The following is a 17,372-nucleotide window of genomic DNA, read 5'->3' as shown; positions in this document are numbered from 1 at the left end:
AAGGCTGGGACGTTTAGACTATATACATTCAAATAAACGGGTTCCAATGTATGACAACGGCTTCAACTAAGTCTGTGGTCACGAGTCAAATGATGCGGAGGGAGTGCCTGTCATCCAGACAGCGCACTCGCTTCTTTTTTACATTTTTGCATACATATGAGGCATTTCCCGGTTGAAAGGACAGAGTGAGTGGAGCACCTACATGGTACGTACAACTTAGAACTTGTTATTTTATCCTATATTATTGCATCGTTAGCTTCATACGCAGCCCTTGACCTTGCAGGCCGTGTAAGTCAGGCTAGCGGGATAGCGCGGAATGTATGGCTTACCTGCGGTGCAGTCTCGATGGGGCTGGGAATCTGGTCCATGCATTTCGTAGGTATGCTGGCTTTTGTTCTGCCTACGCAAGTCTCCTATTCCACCGGTAAGGTTGTTTTATCTGTTCTACTTGCTATTGTCGCATCGGGGGTGGCCTTGAACCTTGCGGGTAGACAATCGGGCAGGATAAGCAAGCTCATGATTGCTGGAGTACTGATGACAGCAGGGATCAGCTCGATGCATTATGTGGGAATGGCAGCGATGTCGACTCCGGTTACGTATGAACCAGGCAGAGTGGTGTTATCCATTCTGATTGCAGCACTTGCTTCATTTGCGGCATTGTGGCTCATGTTTTTCTTCCGCTATGATCAATCAAGACATACCTGGGTTTACAAGATGGGCAGCGGTCTCATTATGGGTGTTGGAATCTCTGGCATGCATTACACCGGGATGTCAGCCGCACATTTCCATCATTCACATGGCTCGATGGCAAGTTCAGGAATGCAGATTGAGCCAGGCATTCTCGCCTACTTGATCGCATCGGGCACATTTATTGCTTTGGGCTTGACGTTGTTTGGCATATTTATCAATCAGCGAATGTCACAGAAAGATCGACGGATTCATGAGAATGAGCAATGGTATCAGGCTCTGTATCATAACCATTCGGATGCGATTATTTCAGTGAACAAGGAAGGTATCATCAAAGGGATTAACGCCGCTGTAACAACAATCACCGGATATCCTGAAAAAGTGGTCATGGATCGTTCCATTGATGAGATCGCTCAGCAAATCGATATAGAGTGGATCGGCGAATTCGATTCCATCGATTGGGATGATCATGGGCTGGAGCAGGCACACTACATGGCCAAGATGAGAGACGTACAGGGTGAACTTCTGGATCTTAGTATTGTTGTAGTTCCTGTTGTCATTGATGGTAAACATGTGGGAAGTCACATTTTGATCAAAGACATTACGGAGGAGAAGCAGGCTCAGGAGAATATTCGTCACCAAGCTTTGCATGATCCGTTGACAGGGCTGCCCAATCGGCGCAAGTTGGATGATGTGCTGGCTTGTACGATTCAAGATTCAGAAGAAAAAGGGAATACTTTTGCCGTTATGGTGATGGATATAGACCGGTTCAAGATGATTAATGACTCACTGGGACATTCTATTGGAGATGTATTTCTAAGAGAAGTCAGCAGCCGGATCATGAAAGCTATAGAAGCTTCTGATCCCTTGGCTATGGAGAATGTCATGCTGGCCCGGATGGGCGGTGACGAGTTCACACTCGTTGTGACCCAGGATCAAGCGACAGAAGTACGAGTGTCAGAACTTGCAAAACAGATTGTTGAGGCCATTCAGTTACCTTATCGACTGAAGGAAAATGACTTTTACGTGACCGCCAGCATTGGAATTGCGATGTATCCGGATCATGGAGTGGGCGTGGATGCTTTGCTGAAACATGCGGACTCCGCCATGTATGAAGTCAAGAAAAACGGCAAGAATGGTTTCCAATTCTACACCGCCCAACTGGATTCGGAACTTTATGAACGCATTGAGCTGGAGGGTTATCTTCGTAAAGCGTTGGAACGCGATGAGATGGTCCTGTACTATCAACCACAGATTCGTACCGAAGATAGCCGTATGATTGGTGTGGAGGCTCTTATTCGTTGGAATCATCCACTCAAAGGTCTACTCGCACCCAATGTGTTTATCCCGCTTGCAGAAGAGACAGGCATGATCTATGAGATTGGCAACTGGACGCTGCGGGAAGCATGCAGGCAGATGAAACTCTGGCATGCCAGTGGCGGACCACTCATTCCGGTATCGGTTAACTTGTCCAGCCAGCAGTTCCACCAATCCAACTTGGTAGAACAGGTCAAGAATGCACTCTTGGAAACAGGGCTGGGTGCTCGATATCTTGAACTGGAAATAACAGAGAGCATGATGATGGATGCAACGGTATCCACCGCGATTCTGAATGAACTTACAGCACTAGGTGTCAAGATCAGCCTGGATGATTTCGGTACAGGATACAGTTCACTGAGTTATCTGAAGCATTTCCCGATTCACAAGCTTAAGATTGATCGGTCATTTGTGACGGACATTACAGAGAGTCACAGCGATCAGGCGATTGTGGCGACCATTATATCGATGGCACAGAATCTCAAGATGGAAGTGATTGCCGAAGGCATTGAGACGAAAGGCCAACTGGATATTCTGATGCAGAATGACTGCCGGGAGATTCAGGGATATTATTTCAGTCGTCCACTGCCGGCAAGTGAAGTGGAGCATGATTTTTTTGTACCGCTGCGCTTGCAGGGTAATGGTACACCAACGGTATAATCAGAGTGAATAATTCAAAGTAATCCTAAGATTGATGGCTGAGATGCAACAGGGTTGTATGCTATAATTCAGGTGGAAGTTCTATTTAGCAGTTTAGCGATAATCATCAAAGGAGGTTGCGAAGGATGAACTTTAGTCTTAAGGCTCCTGATGGCACTGTCATTGAATCCTATGAGAAGGATCATAAGGAATTCATTCGTATTGCCGGTCTGGAATATGAAGTCTATAACCCGGTGGATGAGCTAGACTCCGATCCGGAGATACGGCAAATGATTGAAGCTTCCGAGAAAGACATTAAACAAGGCAAGCTGTATTCAACAGATGACTTGATTGAACTGGTGATACAAAATTAATCTCATTCGCCGTGTTGAAGAGAAGATTGTTACTATGGGAACAATGCTGCCGTCTCGTGAGTACCGCAACACCTACTATTGTTTCGTGGGTCGATACGTTGTGTCTTACAAGCTGTTGGACAACGGTGAGCGATATGTAATCACTTCAGTAAAGCATGGTGCGATGAAACGTAATTTTAAATATTAATTATGAAATGCCAAGCGGCAAGTTCCCGTGTATATCGGGAACTTGCCGCTTTTTTTGTGCCTTATCTTTTATTAATCATTAATCTCATCCATGATACGAGCAGTTATTATTTTCGTTTCCAATAATGTTAATCGAAAACCTTACAAAAACTTGCGGTGGTGCTTCTTGCCGTCATACGTAAACCAGATCGGTTTATCCTCGACACGTGTCTCCACATGTACCGTACGCCCCCAGAGGCGATACAGATAAGGCAGGGTGCGTTCCATATATTTCAGATCCAGCTCGATGCCCTCATATTGATGTTTGAGTACGAGTTCACCGGTCCGCAGATAGTCAGCATCTTGCACAACCAGATAAGGGGAGCCTCCGTTGACACGTGAAAATACGAGCTGATCCCGTATGTTCTCCCAGGACTTGTCGGTGATTTTCCAGTCCGGCCCTTTTTTCTCAAATACGTAGAGGTCGAGATCCTCGGTTAATTGTTTGGTCATGTAATTGCGGATAAAAGAGGTATCGGAATCGAATTCACGAACCTCGAACATTTTGGCACGACCTTGCCCTGGTTTGCGGCCCCAACGTTCCTGTTCTTCACGGGTGGGGTTATCCCAGCGCCGTTCAATATCCTCGAAAATCTTCAGTCCCAAATAATACGGATTCAGACTTTGTTTGGATGGCTGCACCACGGAAGAGTTGAGTTTGGCAAATTCGATCGTATCCTCACTATTCAGATCGAGTTCTCGTATAATGCGTTGATGCCAGTAAGATGCCCAGCCTTCATTCATGATTTTGGTTTCCATCTGTGGCCAGAAATATAACATCTCCTCACGCATCATACTCATGATATCCCGCTGCCAGTCGGTCAACACTTCCGAGAATTCCTGAATAAACCACATGACATCCTTCTCCGGTTCAGGCGGAAAGTGATGGACCTGAATACCTTCGACGGGTGCTTCTTCCGTCTGCACATCATCAAGTGACCACAGATCATCATAGCGACCTTCCGGCCGTGGTGCTTTCTCACCGCGCTGCTCTCGCATTTTCATTTCCATATAGCGTTGTTTGTCCAAATGGCGGGGTTTAATCAGTTGTGGGTCCACATGTTCCTGAATTGCGATCACGGCATCGATAAATGCTTCAACGGCTTCCGTTCCATATTCCATCTCATAATTGCTGATCCGATCCGCCGTAGCAGCCATGCTTTCGACCATATTACGGTTGGATTTGGAGAAGCGGGCATTGTTTTTGAAAAAATCGCAGTGGGCCAATACGTGGGCTACGATCAATTTGTTCTGGATCAGGGAATTGCCGTCCAGCAGGAAGGCATAACAAGGGTTGGAGTTGATCACAAGCTCATAAATTTTGCTGAGTCCAAAATCGTATTGCATTTTCATCTTATGAAATGTTTTGCCGAAGCTCCAGTGACTGAATCTGGTCGGCATGCCATAAGCTCCAAATGTATAAATAATATCCGATGGGCAGATTTCGTACCGCATGGGGTAATAATCCAGGCCAAAACCATTGGCAATCTCCATAATCTCGGCAATAGCGTATTCAAGGTCGCGGATCTCATCTGTCATCTAACGCTGCCTCCTTCCCTTTTCTGGAAAAAGCTGCGCAAAGCTTTGTACACTTCGCCTTTTTCTTTGATCACATAATACATGAACTGATCCATCTTGATATGACGGTAAGCCGACATCAGTGTGCTGCTGCGGTTGTACTGATTCACCTCGCCGTATCCAAACATGTTGCTACGCTTCATTAACTCACCGATCAGCTTCACACAGCGTTCATTATCCGAGGTTAGATTATCCCCGTCAGAGAAGTGGAAAGGGTAGATGTTGTAACTTGAAGGTGGATAACGGCTGTCAATAATATCCAGCGCCTTCATATATACAGAGGAGCAAATGGTGCCTCCGCTCTCGCCACGGGTAAAGAATTCTTCTTCGGTAACTTCCTTGGCTTCCGTATGATGGGCGAGGAAAACAATCTCGACTTTCTCATACTGACGGCGTAGAAAACGGGTCATCCAGAAGAAAAAGCTGCGCGCGCAGTATTTCTCAAACGAACCCATGGACCCGGATGTATCCATCATGGCAATGATAACTGCATTGGATTGTGGAATGATTTTGTCTTCCCATGTCTTGTAGCGCAGGTCATCCGGACTGATGTGATGGATGCCTGGCGTACCGGTCGTTGCATTGCGACGCAGATTCTCCAGAATGGTACGTTTCTTGTCAATATTGGACTGCATGCCTTTTTTGCGAATATCGTTGAAAACTACCGTATGTGTCTCAATCAGGTCTTTATCTTTCTGCTTCAGATCGGGTAATTCGAGCTCAGCGAATAGCATATCTTCCAATTCCTCAATACTAACTTCGGCTTCTACAATATCATGACCAGGCTGATCGCCAGCTTTTTCACCTTTGCCGGGTTTCTGCGAAGCAGAGGGATCACGACCGATGACGTCTCCGACCTGACTGTCACCGTCTCCTTGACCGACATGTTTTTGCTTCTGGTAGTTATACACAAAACGGTACTCATCCAGACTGCGGATTGGTACCTTGATGATTTGTTTTCCATCAGACATGATGATGTTTTCTTCCGTAATCAGATCAGGCAGATTCTGCTTGATGACATCTTTCACCTTTTGCTGATGGCGCTGTTGGTCCTGGTACCCTTTGCGGTGAAGCGACCAATCTTCCTTCGACACGACGAACGAGTAAGGCTGGTGTGAATTTGACATGTAGGCACCCCCCATTGATTACGCGGCACAGTTTGGCCTGTCGGTAATTAAGTATATTCACGGGCGAGGACGATATGTGATGAGAGTGGATATAAAATGATACAATTACGCAAGTTCACCTCGGAGGCAAGGTGAGTCGTAAGAACAGAACTGCTCCTTTTTTTACAGAAACAGTGAACAAGTGTGATATCCTTCCTTTACAATAGGAGAAAGACATCGATCTGGCATCTAATAGAGGTCGTTTAAAAGTCCAATTAGACTTGTTGAACTCGCACTAATATAGAGATGCATGAAAAGGAAGGATTTATGTGAATAAAAAGGCGATCAAGGCTTGGATTATGTATGATTGGGCCAACTCGGCTTATGCGACAACTGTACTGGCCGCAGTACTGCCTGTATTCTATGCTTCGGTGGCTGCAGCAACGCTGGATACGGATACCGCCGCCTCCTACCTGGCCTATACGCACTCCATTGGCATGTTGTGCGTAGCTCTGTTAACACCGTTGCTAGGCACGCTGGCTGATTTGTCAGGACGGAAAGGCGACTTCCTGCGTGTATTTGCAATTATAGGCGTCCTTGCCACATTGGGATTCAGCGCAATCGGTGAAGGGGACTGGTTCCTTGCCTCTGCCTTACTGGTCATGTCTACGATTGGTTTTGCAGGTGGCAATACCTTTTATGATGCAATGCTGCCGGATCTGGTACCTGTGGAACGAAGAGACATGATATCCTCCAAAGGTTATGCCTATGGTTATATTGGAGGAGGTTTACTGCTTGCGGTGAACCTACTAATGATTCAGCAACCGGGCTGGTTTGGGATGAGCAGTACACTGGCAGGCACAAGACTTGCTTTTATCTCCGTCTCGTTGTGGTGGTTGCTGTTCTCGATACCGATCTTTCGCCATGCTCCTAGACGGCCTGCATCAACGGATCTGCCCGAAACGTGGAAAGGATATGCTGCGGTGGGCGTGCGCAGACTGCGACAAACCTTTCGTCAGATGCGGCGTTTTCCCCAGTTAATCCGCATGCTGGTGGCTTTCTGGTTTTTTAATGACGGCATTAATACCATCATTCTGATGGCGACGATCTATGGGACAAGTATAGGCATAGGTACATCCGACTTGATGCTCGCGCTAATGTTGACGCAATTCATCGGTTTCCCATGCACATTGTTACTGGGAGCCTGGGCACAGCGCTGGGGAGCGAAGCGGGTATTGATCTTTAGTTTATCTGTATACATATGTATCGTGATTCTTGGTTATTTCATGACACAAGCCATTCACTTCTATTTGCTCGCCGGGTTGGTTGGTGTTGTGCAGGGTGTGAGTCAATCCACAGCTCGTTCCCTGTTTAGCAATCTGATGCCAGCTGGCAGAACAGGAGAGTATTTTGGCTTTGTGAATATTACAGGCAAATTCTCTTCGATCTTTGGTCCATTTGTGTTTGGTTATGTCGGACAGATCACGGGTTCCACACGTTGGGGTATTCTGTCCCTCATTTTCTTTTTCGTAGCGGGAATTGCTGTATTGTTAACCGTGAACGTACAGAAGGGAATGCAGGATGTTACACAGGCAGATCAGGAAGAAGAACAAAATGGGAGCACCGGAGCTCTGCTGGGAAAAGTTCAAATGTAAGGTTTACTGGGTGGTTTTTCATCGGTTTTTATGCTAGGCATCTCCATAAATTAGTTATGGCTTCAGGCATTGTTCCTCACAGAACATGTCTGAAGCTTATTCGTGTTTGTGGATCTTGATCAAGATTGATCAGGGTAAGTGATGAAAAGACTGACATCAGAATACAGTGAAAGAGTAAGAATTTATGAAAAGGTGAAAATAAAAGATTGACATGATACATTTTGTATCATAGAGTAAAACTATGAATACATACTGTATCTGAGAGTTGTCGAATGTAACCATGTGTTTTGCTTCATTTCCGGGTAAGCTTCCGACGGAATATGGCAAAATGCTGACCTATAGCGTGCGTATTACTCGTTTTGCCAAACACAAAGGTAGAGTCTGGTCTATCCCGGCTAACATTTATATTAATGAACAGAGGAGAGGCTGCCATTGATCGACGCTCAAGGTAACGGACTTGTTTTTTTACTATGTGTTCCCCGCAGTGGTAGTTCCTTATCCACCGTAATGCTGCAAAATCACAGTCGCATATTTGCCACCCAGGAAATGTGGTTTCTGATGAATCTTGTCGATTTGCCCAAGGCTGATTCACGCGCTTATGGTGGCAGCTCCATCATTCGTCAGTTCTACAATGCCATGGTATCCGAGGATGTCTTCGAAAAGGCATGCAGAAGTTTTGCTCTTGAGATCTACAATGGATTCCTGGAAGGCAGTGGAGCAGACTTCATCGTTGATAAATCTCCACGGTACTATTACATGCTTGAATGGCTGGATCGCCTGTTCCCTCAGTCCAAGCGTATTCATCTCCAGCGTAATCCTCTGGCCATAGCTGCATCATTCAAAAAGGTAAACCGCCACACAGGAGAAGGATTCGACCTGATTCATAGTCTGCAGAGCCCCAAACTAAATATGAAATCCGTTGATCTCACACTTGGGATGCTCCGCTTGAATGATTATTTTGCCAAACCTCATTCCAACGCGTATGAATTGCAATATGAACGATTGGTTACCAATCCTCAGGAAGAACTTGAGAAACTATGCGCGTTTCTGGGAATTCGATATGAACAGGGTATGGAGCAGTATGGACAGTTTCTGGACAGTGCCAAGTCTGACATGTTCTACAGTATGGGCGTGGGTGATCCATTTCTCTCTTCGCATCAAGAGGCACATCAGGGTTCTGTTAACAACTGGAAAAACATATTAGAACCGCATGAAGTAGAACTGTATTGCCGTGTGATGGGGGCTGATCTTTTCCACCGGATGGGATACAGTGAACAGCTCGCAGAAGCCGAACAATGGACGGGTGTACATTATGATGCAAATCCCGATCAAGAGGTCATCGACCGAATCACGCATCAGTTGACAGCAGCGACCGGTTGCCAGTGGCAACCGCAATACCAAATGCAGCCGGCAGGTTCTATCGTTCATGATCCGCATGGGAATCTTAATGAACAAGTTGTCGAAGAACCGGAAAAGACAGACCCGACGCTAGCTGCACTGGTAACGATCAGACAGCTGCAAGCCGCATTACGGGCAGCAGATCATCGTCTGGAACGGGGTTACAGTGAGCGAGAACGCTTGAAAGTCCAGCTGGCTTCTGCTCAAAGCAAAATACAGCGTATCAAATCATGGGTACCATTTGGTCATCAGATCAGCGCCTGGGCTTCACAGCGCAAGATTCTACGGGGGGGCAAGTCATGAGCGCCATAGCAGGAATTGTTCACAACGATGGTCAGCAGGCGCTATGGGAAGACAGCTGGCGCTTGTATGCAAGCCTGGGGCATGTCCCTGCGGATACAACAGGGGTGTGGAAAGGCAATGAGGCGTTCCTCAGCTGTCATGCCCAATGGATTACACCAGAATCGGTGAGCGAGAAATTACCTTTATATGATGAGGAAAGTGGCCTGACGATCACGGCAGATGCCATTCTGGATAATCGGGAACAACTGGCAGATCAATTACAGATATCCAGAGCTGAACTGGCTATGTTGGCGGATAGTGAACTGATCTTGCGTGCCTATCAGCGCTGGGGAGACGATGTAGCTGTCCGATTGCTGGGAGATTTTGTATTCGCCATATGGGATGAGCGGAATCGCAAACTGTATGCAGCCAGAGACATTACAGGCATGAGAGCTTTTTATTACCGACATGATGGTTCACGATTTGCTTTCTGCACACTCATGAATCCGTTGCTCGGGCTTGAAGGGGTACATAAAGAACTTGATGAGACCTGGCTGTCCGAATTCCTTGCCATTCCCGACATGCATGATTCAGCAGATATCAATTCAACTGTATATCGGGGAATAAGCCAGCTGCCTTCTGCACATACACTTGTCTTCCGGGATGGGAGACTGGAGCTGAAGCAATATCATCGCTGGAATGAAGTGGAACCTCTAAGGCTTAAATCCGATGGTGAGTATGTAGAAGCGTTTCGGGAGGTTTTTGGGCAGGCGGTTGGATCACGATTGCGAACGCACAGGCAGGTGGCTGCTGCATTAAGTGGAGGACTGGACTCGGGAGCCGTGGTTGGTTTTGCTTCCGGAACACTGAGAAGTCAGGGCAAACGGCTGCAGGCCTACAGTTATGTTCCCGTACCGGATTTCACAGATTATACGTCGAAAACGTTGCTCGCAGACGAACGACCTTTCATACGTTCAACCATTAATCACGTCGGCAATATCACGGAGAACTACCTTGATTTTGAAGGCAGAAGTCCACTTAGTGAAGTAGATACCTGGCTCGACATTATGGAGATGCCTTATAAATACTTTGAAAATTCATTCTGGATTCGCGGATTCTATGAAAAAGCGAGCCAGCAAGATGCGGGCATCCTGCTCACAGGCGCACGTGGTAATTTCACCATTTCCTGGGGACCGGCTCTGGATTATTACGCCAGCCTACTGAAAAGTGGCCGCTGGTACCGCTGGTTCCGTGAGATGCAGCAGTATAGTGAACGAACAGGCATGCCCTTCTCCCGTATAGCCAAGATCACAGGGAGAAAGGCATATCCGGAATGGTTCAAGGCTCAGTCCAAAGGAGCCAGCCAGGCCGCGTCCGTGCAATTGATCCATCCTGATTTTGCGCAAAGAACGGGTGTACTGGAACGACTCAAATCCATTATTGTTCTGCAAGGCGGTGCCCAGGCGGATGCACTTAAGGTCCGTGCCGAGAAATTCAATAACCTGGCCATTGCGAACAAGAATGGTGCTGTAGCGACAAAATGTTCCCTCCGTTATCGGGCTTGGGAACGTGACCCGACAAGTGATGTAAGAGTCATTCGATTCTGCCTGTCCGTACCGATTGAGCAGTGTGTCAATCAAGGAACGGACCGCGCGTTAATTCGCCGGGCTACTTCACCGGAGCTACCTGATAAAGTGAGATTAAATCAGCGTGTGCGAGGAGTTCAGCCTGCGGATTGGTTGCACCGAATGATTCCCAATTGGGGTGCCTTCACGGCCGAATTACGTGAGTTATGCTCTGATAGCCGGGTAGCCGGCATATTAAACACGGAGCGCATCAAGTCTGCCCTGGCCAATTTTCCGAGCCCGAGACCGGAGCTTGCTTCTCATCCAGATCTGCGATTGATGATGCATAGCCTGATCGTCTATCGGTTCATTCGGAAATTTTGATATAGCCAGGTGAACTGTGGGCCCGGATTCTTCATGCATTTGATTCATGATAGGAGGTGAATAACGATGCAAATGGAAAAAAAGGAATGGCAAGCACCAGCATTGGAAGTATTGGAAGTCAACCAAACAATGGAGGGCGTAGGTTACAAACATATCGACTGGGTTACGGTTCACGATGCTGATCTCTACGGAGTTAGTTAGAAAGCTTTAACATGCGCCATCATACTTAGAAGGGCGAAAAGGAGGTGAATACGATGCAAATGGAAAAAAAGGAATGGCAAGCACCAACTCTTGAAGTGTTGGAAGTCAATCAAACGATGGCCGGTACGGGCTACAGACAAATTGACTGGGTAACCGTTCACGATGCGGATCTGTACGATCCAACAACTTCTTAAGTTGTTAAGTATTATGAAGTGTCAATTATGAAGTGTCATCATACTTAAAGGGCGGAAATGGAACCAATCCAGCTTTCGCCTCCGCCCTTATATTGAGCAACATGAATATAAGGTTTTTTTCCATTTTATTACGAAGGAGGCGTCGTTCATTGTTGCCTGTGCATTATGTAGCGTATGGTCTGCGCTGGTCGAGCCAAATCCGAATGCCTGAACTACAGATCGCATCCAAGGATGCGGAGACTGATTTTGATGTCGTGGATGTGCACATCGAGTCTTCAGATCTGTCCCCGTTGTGGGGGAGCTGGGATGTAGGCAACGATAACTTTGTGGCACGAGAGGGCAGCCTTTTTTTCAAAATCGAAGATACAGGTCTGTTTCTAATGGAGCAAGGAAAGCGCATTGTCGTATCCCCTATACCGGGTGCAGATGAGAAAAAGGTCAGATTATTCATCCTGGGCACGTGTATGGCCGTGATTATGATGCAACGTGGCATTCTTCCGCTACATGGTAGTGCAGTTGTTATTGATGGCTGGGCTTACGCATTTGTCGGACATTCGGGGGCAGGTAAATCGACGTTGTCGGCTGCACTCGCATCACGCGGATACCCGCTTCTCACCGATGATGTTGTCGCACTGACCTGGGATGCGGGGGGGAGAGCGATCGTATCGCCGGGATATCCACAGCAAAAGCTGTGGCAGCCCAGTTTGGAGGGTTTTGGCATGAAGGAACAAGATTATGCAACGGTTCATGCGGAGATTACGAAATACGCGATACCTGTCCAGCATTATTTTCATGATAGGTCTGTTCCGCTTGCAGGGGTATTTGAACTTGATCCGAGGCCGGAAGAATTGAAGAAACCAATTCAACTGAACGAAGTTACGGGATTGGAACGTCTTCACATGCTGTGTTCTCATACGTTTCGTGGTGGACTCGTTTCCAGGCAAGGTCTGGCACAATGGCTGTTCGAGACTGTTTCACGGTTATCCGCGAGTATCGAAGTCAGCAGAATTACTAGAACGGGTGCTGAGTTTACAGCATTTGAGATGGTGGATCGGATCATAGATCATATACGAAAAGGAGTGCATACAGGACAATGACAGCGACTACGCCGATGAATGTGGAAGACCGGGTAACCCGGAAGGAAGGCAATCTGGTCAGTGATATGGGCAGTGAGAAAGTCATGATGAGCATTAACTCTGGAAAATACTATAATCTCGGGAGTACTGGTGGACGAATCTGGGATCTGATCGCAGAGGAACGCACGCTGGGTGAACTGGTTGAGGTACTCGCTGCAGAGTATGAGATTGAGCCAGATGTATGTCGTGAGCAGGTGGTGCAATTCCTGGAACATCTGTCCCGTGAAGGATTAATCGACGTTACTCGCGGAGTGTAGAATGATGCTGCGAAAAATAAAGGGTTATTTCTCCCTTCCGCGCGCGATGCGCCGACTGGTCTGGGAAGCTTATGTCCTCCTGGGTTGGGCGCGAATCCTGAAGACTATGCCATTTGCCAAAATCGCACCCGGTCTGGGGACGCCCATGGTCGAAACACCGATGACCGGACTCGACCGCAGCGATGTAATCGCTATACGGAGTATTTCCAAAGCGATTTCGCTCGCCAGCAAATATACGTTATGGGAAAGCCGCTGCCTTGTAATGGCGATTGCCGGGATGAAGATGCTTGAGCGACGCAAGATAGAGAGTACGTTATACATGGGGACCGCGCGGAATAAGCAAGGACATATGATGGCTCATGCCTGGCTGCGAAGTGGTAAATTGATCGTGACCGGAGCTGATACTATGGACCAATATACGGTTGTCGGCGTGTTTGGCAAACGGTGTCCGGAGAAGGGATCTGGGGAGATTGTCTATGATACATGAAAGTGAACTCTATTCATCAGGGTTTCCGAAGGAGCTTAAGCTGATTTTGAGCATGATTAGAGGTGATCTGACGGCTCTATCCCCTGAAGAACTCAAGTCGTGTTTGCAAGGAACGGATTGGCAGCTCTTTCTGCGGCTGGTCTATCATCACCGCTTATACTCTGTCCTTTATTTGAAAATGAAAGAATTGAACTCTGTGATCATTCCTGCAGATGTTATGGAGAGTCTGAGACAACAATATACGGTCAATACGTTCCGCATGTTACATCTAACAGCTGAATTGGAGCAAGTGTGTGGAGCTTTCCGGGAACACGGTATCCGCAATATTACGTTGAAGGGGCCAGCGCTGGCCCATGATCTTTATGGGGATGTATCGATGCGAACCTCCAAAGACTTGGATATCCTGATTCCGTTCGATGATGTGGAAGCGGCTGAAGGCATTCTGGCTACCCTCGGTTACATATCCAAGGAAGGGGAGCGGGCACCCACAGTTCGCAGCTGGAAATGGCGGGAACATCATATCTGTTACATCCATCCGGTCAAAAGGACTCAAGTAGAGATCCATTGGCGTTTGAACCCGGATTCGGGGAAAGAAACGGATTTCGAATTGCTGTGGAAACGTAGCCGGTTCAGTTCATACACACAGACACCTGTCCGTATGCTTGAACAAGAAGATCTTTGGGCTTATTTGGTAACCCATGGAGCACGTCATGGCTGGTTCAGACTGCGCTGGTTGCTGGATATTGATCAGATGATTCGAAGCATGCCACTCGATGTGAAGAAAGTAGAGAGACGTCTGAAAGCAGAGGGACGTTTATCCATTGGTTCACAGGCTCTTCACTTGGCCTCAAATCTGCTGAATACACCGCTGGATGTAGAGTACATGTCCTTGATGTCCTTGAGTGACCGTACAGGCAAGCGATTAGCCAACGAAGGCGCAAAGTTCATGAACGACATGCTGGAAAGTCCAGCTGATATGAAGTCTTATCCATCGTATCTGTTTAAACTTCGAAGTACGAAACAGAAATGGTTTTTCTTTATTGAACGTTTATATCCAAGTACATGGGATGTGGATCAACTGCCGCTTCCGCGTTCTTTGTTTTTTCTGTACTTTCCGTTACGTCCGTTTCTCTGGTTCTGGCGGCGAATTAAAAGGTATACGGTGACGGAGAGGGGTAAAGTATGATCTCGGAATTAAAGTATTTCATGCGAAAGTTGCATCATGTCACGGGGCCCATTTTATATTGGAATCTGCTAGGGATGATCTGTATCAGTCTCATGGAAGGGATCGGCATCTACATGCTTGTTCCGATGCTGAGTCTGATCGGCATATTTGAGATGGGCTTCACAGGATTTAACATTCCCTGGGTTGGAGAATTGTTAAATCGTTTTTCTGAAAATAGCCAGTTGTTACTTGTACTGTTCACCTTTGTCTTGATTGTCTCCGGACAGGCCTGGATGCAGCGTCTTCAGACGATCCGCAATACTCGAATCCAGCAGCAATTTGTACGCACGCTGCGAATGGAAACCTATGGTGCCATTATTATGGCGCAATGGTCATTTTTTCTCCAAAAACGAAAATCCGATTTTAACCATATATTAACGACTGAGCTTGCACGTGTGAGCCAAGGAACGAGTATTATGCTGCAAATGGCAGCCTCCCTGATCTTTACGGGGATACAGATTGGTCTTGCCTTTTGGTTATCCGCCAAATTGACAGCACTTGTGCTGTTCTGTGGATTGTTATTATTTATTGTCTTGAGAAAATTCGTCAAGCGGGCCAAGCAGATCGGGGATCAGACCTCTGAATTCTCGCAAAGTTATTATAACGGCATTACCGAGCATTTTAACGGAATTAAGGATATTAAGAGCAACATGCTTGAGCGCTCACACATGAACTGGTTCGAGCGCATGTGTAAACAGATTGAACGCAATGTCATTCAGTTTAGCCAATTGAACAGTGGAACACAGCTGATTCACCGGATGTCCGCGGCAATCATTATTGCGGCATTCATCTATCTTTCTCTCCGTGTAATGACGGTGCCACCCGCAAGTCTGCTTCTCATTATCCTTATCTTTTCCCGCTTATGGCCAAGATTTACGGCGATTCAGTCCAATCTGGAGTACATCAGCTCCATGCTGCCTGCGTTTCGGGTGGTAAGAGAACTGCAAGCGCAGACGGCGAAGAGTCGTGAGATTAGTGAAGAGATTGCTTCGGCAGGAGATGGTAGAACTGAAGGGATTCAACCTATGGAACTGAAGGAATCTATCACGTGTGAGGATGTCTGCTATCGCTATGAGGGAAGTGATGCTTACTCATTGAGAAATGTGCAAGCTTCGATTCCAGCAAGGGGGATGACTGCAATTGTAGGTAAATCCGGAGCAGGCAAGAGCACGCTGATAGATCTGATTATGGGCCTTGTCAGGCCCGAGAGTGGTCGTATTTTGATAGACGGTGTTCCTCTGTCAGAAGAACGATTATTGAGCTGGCGAAGTTCTATCGGATATGTCTCCCAGGACCCATTCCTGTTTCATACGAGTATTCGTGAGAATCTGCGTCTGGTTGATCCGAATGCAAGTGAAGAACAGATGTGGCAGGCTTTACAGTTTTCCTCCTCTGCGGCTTTTGTACGGAAGTTGCCTCAGGGTCTGGATACGATCATTGGTGATCGGGGTATTCGTCTATCCGGGGGCGAACGTCAGCGATTGGTGCTTGCTCGGGCCATGCTGCGTAATCCTTCGGTATTGGTACTGGATGAAGCAACAAGTGCGCTCGACAGTGAGAATGAACAGTACATTCATGAGGCGTTGGAACGATTGAAAGGCCATGTGACCATTATCGTGATTGCACACCGATTGTCTACGATTCGGACGGCAGATCGTGTAATTGTTCTCGATGAAGGTCGGGTGATTCAAGAGGGCGGGTATCAACAGTTATCTACTGATCCGGTAGGGACGTTCAGAAAGCTTCTTAACATGCAAGCGGATGTTGTGGGGCAGTAAATGAGTGGACATCCGAAGACGTTCAAACGCGATGATAGAGCATGTGTATCTTCTTCTATTTATTCATTTATCGATGGTATAACCAGCAATGATATCACGCAAAGAGGCGCGCCACGATGGGCGCGCCTTTCATGTAAGCAGGTTAATATAATGAGCAAGAATTAGTGGACCAGTTCTGTATTGGAAGGGCGCGGAAGCTGAAGAGCGCCGATCTGTTCCAAATGTTGTACGATCTCTTGCACGGCTTCCTCGATGGAGGATTGCTCTGTATCAATAATAAATGAAGGAGATTGTGGTACATCATAGGGGGCGGAGATGCCTGTGAAATGCGGGATGTCACCGTTGCGTGCTTTTTTGTACAGCCCCTTGGGATCACGCCGCTCACATTCTTGAATTGAACAGCGCACATAGATTTCAATGAAATCATCTGGTTCAAATAACTGTCTAACCATCTCCCGATCCTGTTCATGAGGGGAGATAAAAGCCGAAAGGACAAACAACCCGGCATCTACCATCAACTTCGATACTTCACCAATTCGCCGCAGATTTTCTTGACGATCCCCTGCTGTAAAACCGAGATCACGGTTCAGTCCATGACGTACATTATCCCCGTCTAGAACATAACAGCGTACGCCTTTGTCGTAGAGGTACTGCTCCAGGGCAAATGCAAGGGATGACTTTCCTGCACCTGATAACCCGGTAAACCATATGGCACGACTACGGTGTCCATTATGCTTCTCCCGGTCTTGTCTGTTGATGCTGGATGATTGCCAGGTTATATTACGCTCTTCCTTCGACATGAGTATCCCGCCTTTTCCCTACCATGATATGTATGATATTTTAACATATTTACAAGATTATAGCACCTTACAGATTTCTTCAAA

15 protein-coding genes are annotated in these 17,372 nt (G+C 47.0%); 12 read left to right on the top strand and 3 right to left on the bottom strand.

The genetic code is table 11. The annotated features are described in order from the left end of the window. Window positions 1-189: 189 nt before the first annotated feature. Entirely contained in the window at window positions 190-2,664 is a 2,475-nt protein-coding gene (locus tag QVE09_RS10100; RefSeq protein ID WP_315936710.1) for an EAL domain-containing protein, read from the top strand. Window positions 2,665-2,789: 125 nt separating this feature from the next. Continuing rightward, window positions 2,790-3,017, top strand: a complete 228-nt coding sequence (locus QVE09_RS10095) for a hypothetical protein (RefSeq protein ID WP_315936709.1) — start codon at window positions 2,790-2,792, stop codon at window positions 3,015-3,017. 327 nt (window positions 3,018-3,344) lie between these two features. Here QVE09_RS10095 and QVE09_RS10090 read toward each other — a convergent pair whose 3' ends face one another. Next, complete coding sequence (locus QVE09_RS10090; protein WP_315936708.1) at window positions 3,345-4,781, bottom strand: SpoVR family protein; 1,437 nt, start codon at window positions 4,779-4,781, stop codon at window positions 3,345-3,347. After that, complete coding sequence (yhbH, locus tag QVE09_RS10085; protein ID WP_036609998.1) at window positions 4,778-5,947, bottom strand: sporulation protein YhbH; 1,170 nt, start codon at window positions 5,945-5,947, stop codon at window positions 4,778-4,780. Before yhbH ends, QVE09_RS10090 begins: the two co-directional genes overlap by 4 nt. 308 nt (window positions 5,948-6,255) lie before the next feature. Here yhbH and QVE09_RS10080 point away from each other — a divergent pair, with 308 nt between their 5' ends. From QVE09_RS10080 to QVE09_RS10035, 10 genes are all read left to right on the top strand, one after another. Next, window positions 6,256-7,581 carry an MFS transporter gene (locus QVE09_RS10080; RefSeq protein ID WP_315936707.1) on the top strand — a complete coding sequence of 442 codons (1,326 nt, stop codon included), beginning with the start codon at window positions 6,256-6,258 and terminating at the stop codon, window positions 7,579-7,581. 432 nt (window positions 7,582-8,013) lie between these two features. Next, entirely contained in the window at window positions 8,014-9,282 is a 1,269-nt protein-coding gene (locus QVE09_RS10075; protein ID WP_315936706.1) for a sulfotransferase family protein, read from the top strand. Continuing rightward, window positions 9,279-11,210 carry an asparagine synthase-related protein gene (locus tag QVE09_RS10070; protein ID WP_315936705.1) on the top strand — a complete coding sequence of 644 codons (1,932 nt, stop codon included), beginning with the start codon at window positions 9,279-9,281 and terminating at the stop codon, window positions 11,208-11,210. Before QVE09_RS10075 ends, QVE09_RS10070 begins: the two co-directional genes overlap by 4 nt. Before the next feature lie 66 nt (window positions 11,211-11,276). Beyond that, complete coding sequence (locus QVE09_RS10065) at window positions 11,277-11,411, top strand: paeninodin family lasso peptide (RefSeq protein WP_315936704.1); 135 nt, start codon at window positions 11,277-11,279, stop codon at window positions 11,409-11,411. A 59-nt stretch (window positions 11,412-11,470) separates the two neighbouring features. Next, complete coding sequence (locus tag QVE09_RS10060; RefSeq protein WP_397387029.1) at window positions 11,471-11,605, top strand: paeninodin family lasso peptide; 135 nt, start codon at window positions 11,471-11,473, stop codon at window positions 11,603-11,605. 149 nt (window positions 11,606-11,754) lie between these two features. After that, the gene (locus QVE09_RS10055; RefSeq protein WP_315936702.1) at window positions 11,755-12,702 is read left to right on the top strand and encodes an aldolase; all 948 of its coding nucleotides are present in this window, start codon (window positions 11,755-11,757) and stop codon (window positions 12,700-12,702) included. Further along, entirely contained in the window at window positions 12,699-12,998 is a 300-nt protein-coding gene (locus QVE09_RS10050) for a lasso peptide biosynthesis PqqD family chaperone (protein ID WP_315936701.1), read from the top strand. The genes QVE09_RS10055 and QVE09_RS10050 overlap by 4 nt, the downstream gene beginning before the upstream one ends. Window positions 12,999-13,002: 4 nt before the next feature. Then, window positions 13,003-13,485: a lasso peptide biosynthesis B2 protein gene (locus tag QVE09_RS10045; protein ID WP_315936700.1), complete on the top strand. Its 483-nt coding sequence runs from the start codon at window positions 13,003-13,005 to the stop codon at window positions 13,483-13,485. Between the two features lie 52 nt (window positions 13,486-13,537). After that, window positions 13,538-14,671, top strand: coding sequence for a nucleotidyltransferase domain-containing protein (locus QVE09_RS10040; RefSeq protein WP_315936891.1), 1,134 nt, complete (start codon window positions 13,538-13,540; stop codon window positions 14,669-14,671). Further along, on the top strand, window positions 14,671-16,488 hold the full coding sequence (locus QVE09_RS10035; RefSeq protein ID WP_315936890.1) for an ABC transporter ATP-binding protein: 1,818 nt from the start codon (window positions 14,671-14,673) through the stop codon (window positions 16,486-16,488). Before QVE09_RS10040 ends, QVE09_RS10035 begins: the two co-directional genes overlap by 1 nt. Before the next feature lie 161 nt (window positions 16,489-16,649). Here the strand turns inward: QVE09_RS10035 and cysC are convergent, their stop codons facing one another. Beyond that, a complete protein-coding gene (gene cysC, locus QVE09_RS10030; RefSeq protein WP_315936699.1) occupies window positions 16,650-17,288 on the bottom strand; it encodes an adenylyl-sulfate kinase in 639 nt (212 codons plus the stop codon). Between the last annotated feature and the right edge of the window lie 84 nt (window positions 17,289-17,372).

The organism is Paenibacillus sp. ClWae2A, from assembly GCF_032452295.1.
Classification (GTDB): Bacteria; Bacillota; Bacilli; order Paenibacillales; family Paenibacillaceae; genus Paenibacillus.
This window is presented reverse-complemented; position numbering and strand designations above follow the sequence as displayed.

Coding starts and splice junctions, on each gene's coding strand:
- QVE09_RS10095 (WP_315936709.1), top strand. CDS start 2,790: ATGAACTTTAGTCTTAAGGCTCCTGATGGCACTGTCATTGAATCCTAT.
- QVE09_RS10090 (WP_315936708.1), bottom strand. CDS start 4,781: ATGACAGATGAGATCCGCGACCTTGAATACGCTATTGCCGAGATTATG.
- yhbH (WP_036609998.1), bottom strand. CDS start 5,947: ATGTCAAATTCACACCAGCCTTACTCGTTCGTCGTGTCGAAGGAAGAT.
- QVE09_RS10070 (WP_315936705.1), top strand. CDS start 9,279: ATGAGCGCCATAGCAGGAATTGTTCACAACGATGGTCAGCAGGCGCTA.
- QVE09_RS10065 (WP_315936704.1), top strand. CDS start 11,277: ATGCAAATGGAAAAAAAGGAATGGCAAGCACCAGCATTGGAAGTATTG.
- QVE09_RS10060 (WP_397387029.1), top strand. CDS start 11,471: ATGGAAAAAAAGGAATGGCAAGCACCAACTCTTGAAGTGTTGGAAGTC.
- QVE09_RS10050 (WP_315936701.1), top strand. CDS start 12,699: ATGACAGCGACTACGCCGATGAATGTGGAAGACCGGGTAACCCGGAAG.
- QVE09_RS10045 (WP_315936700.1), top strand. CDS start 13,003: ATGCTGCGAAAAATAAAGGGTTATTTCTCCCTTCCGCGCGCGATGCGC.
- QVE09_RS10040 (WP_315936891.1), top strand. CDS start 13,538: ATGATTAGAGGTGATCTGACGGCTCTATCCCCTGAAGAACTCAAGTCG.
- cysC (WP_315936699.1), bottom strand. CDS start 17,288: ATGTCGAAGGAAGAGCGTAATATAACCTGGCAATCATCCAGCATCAAC.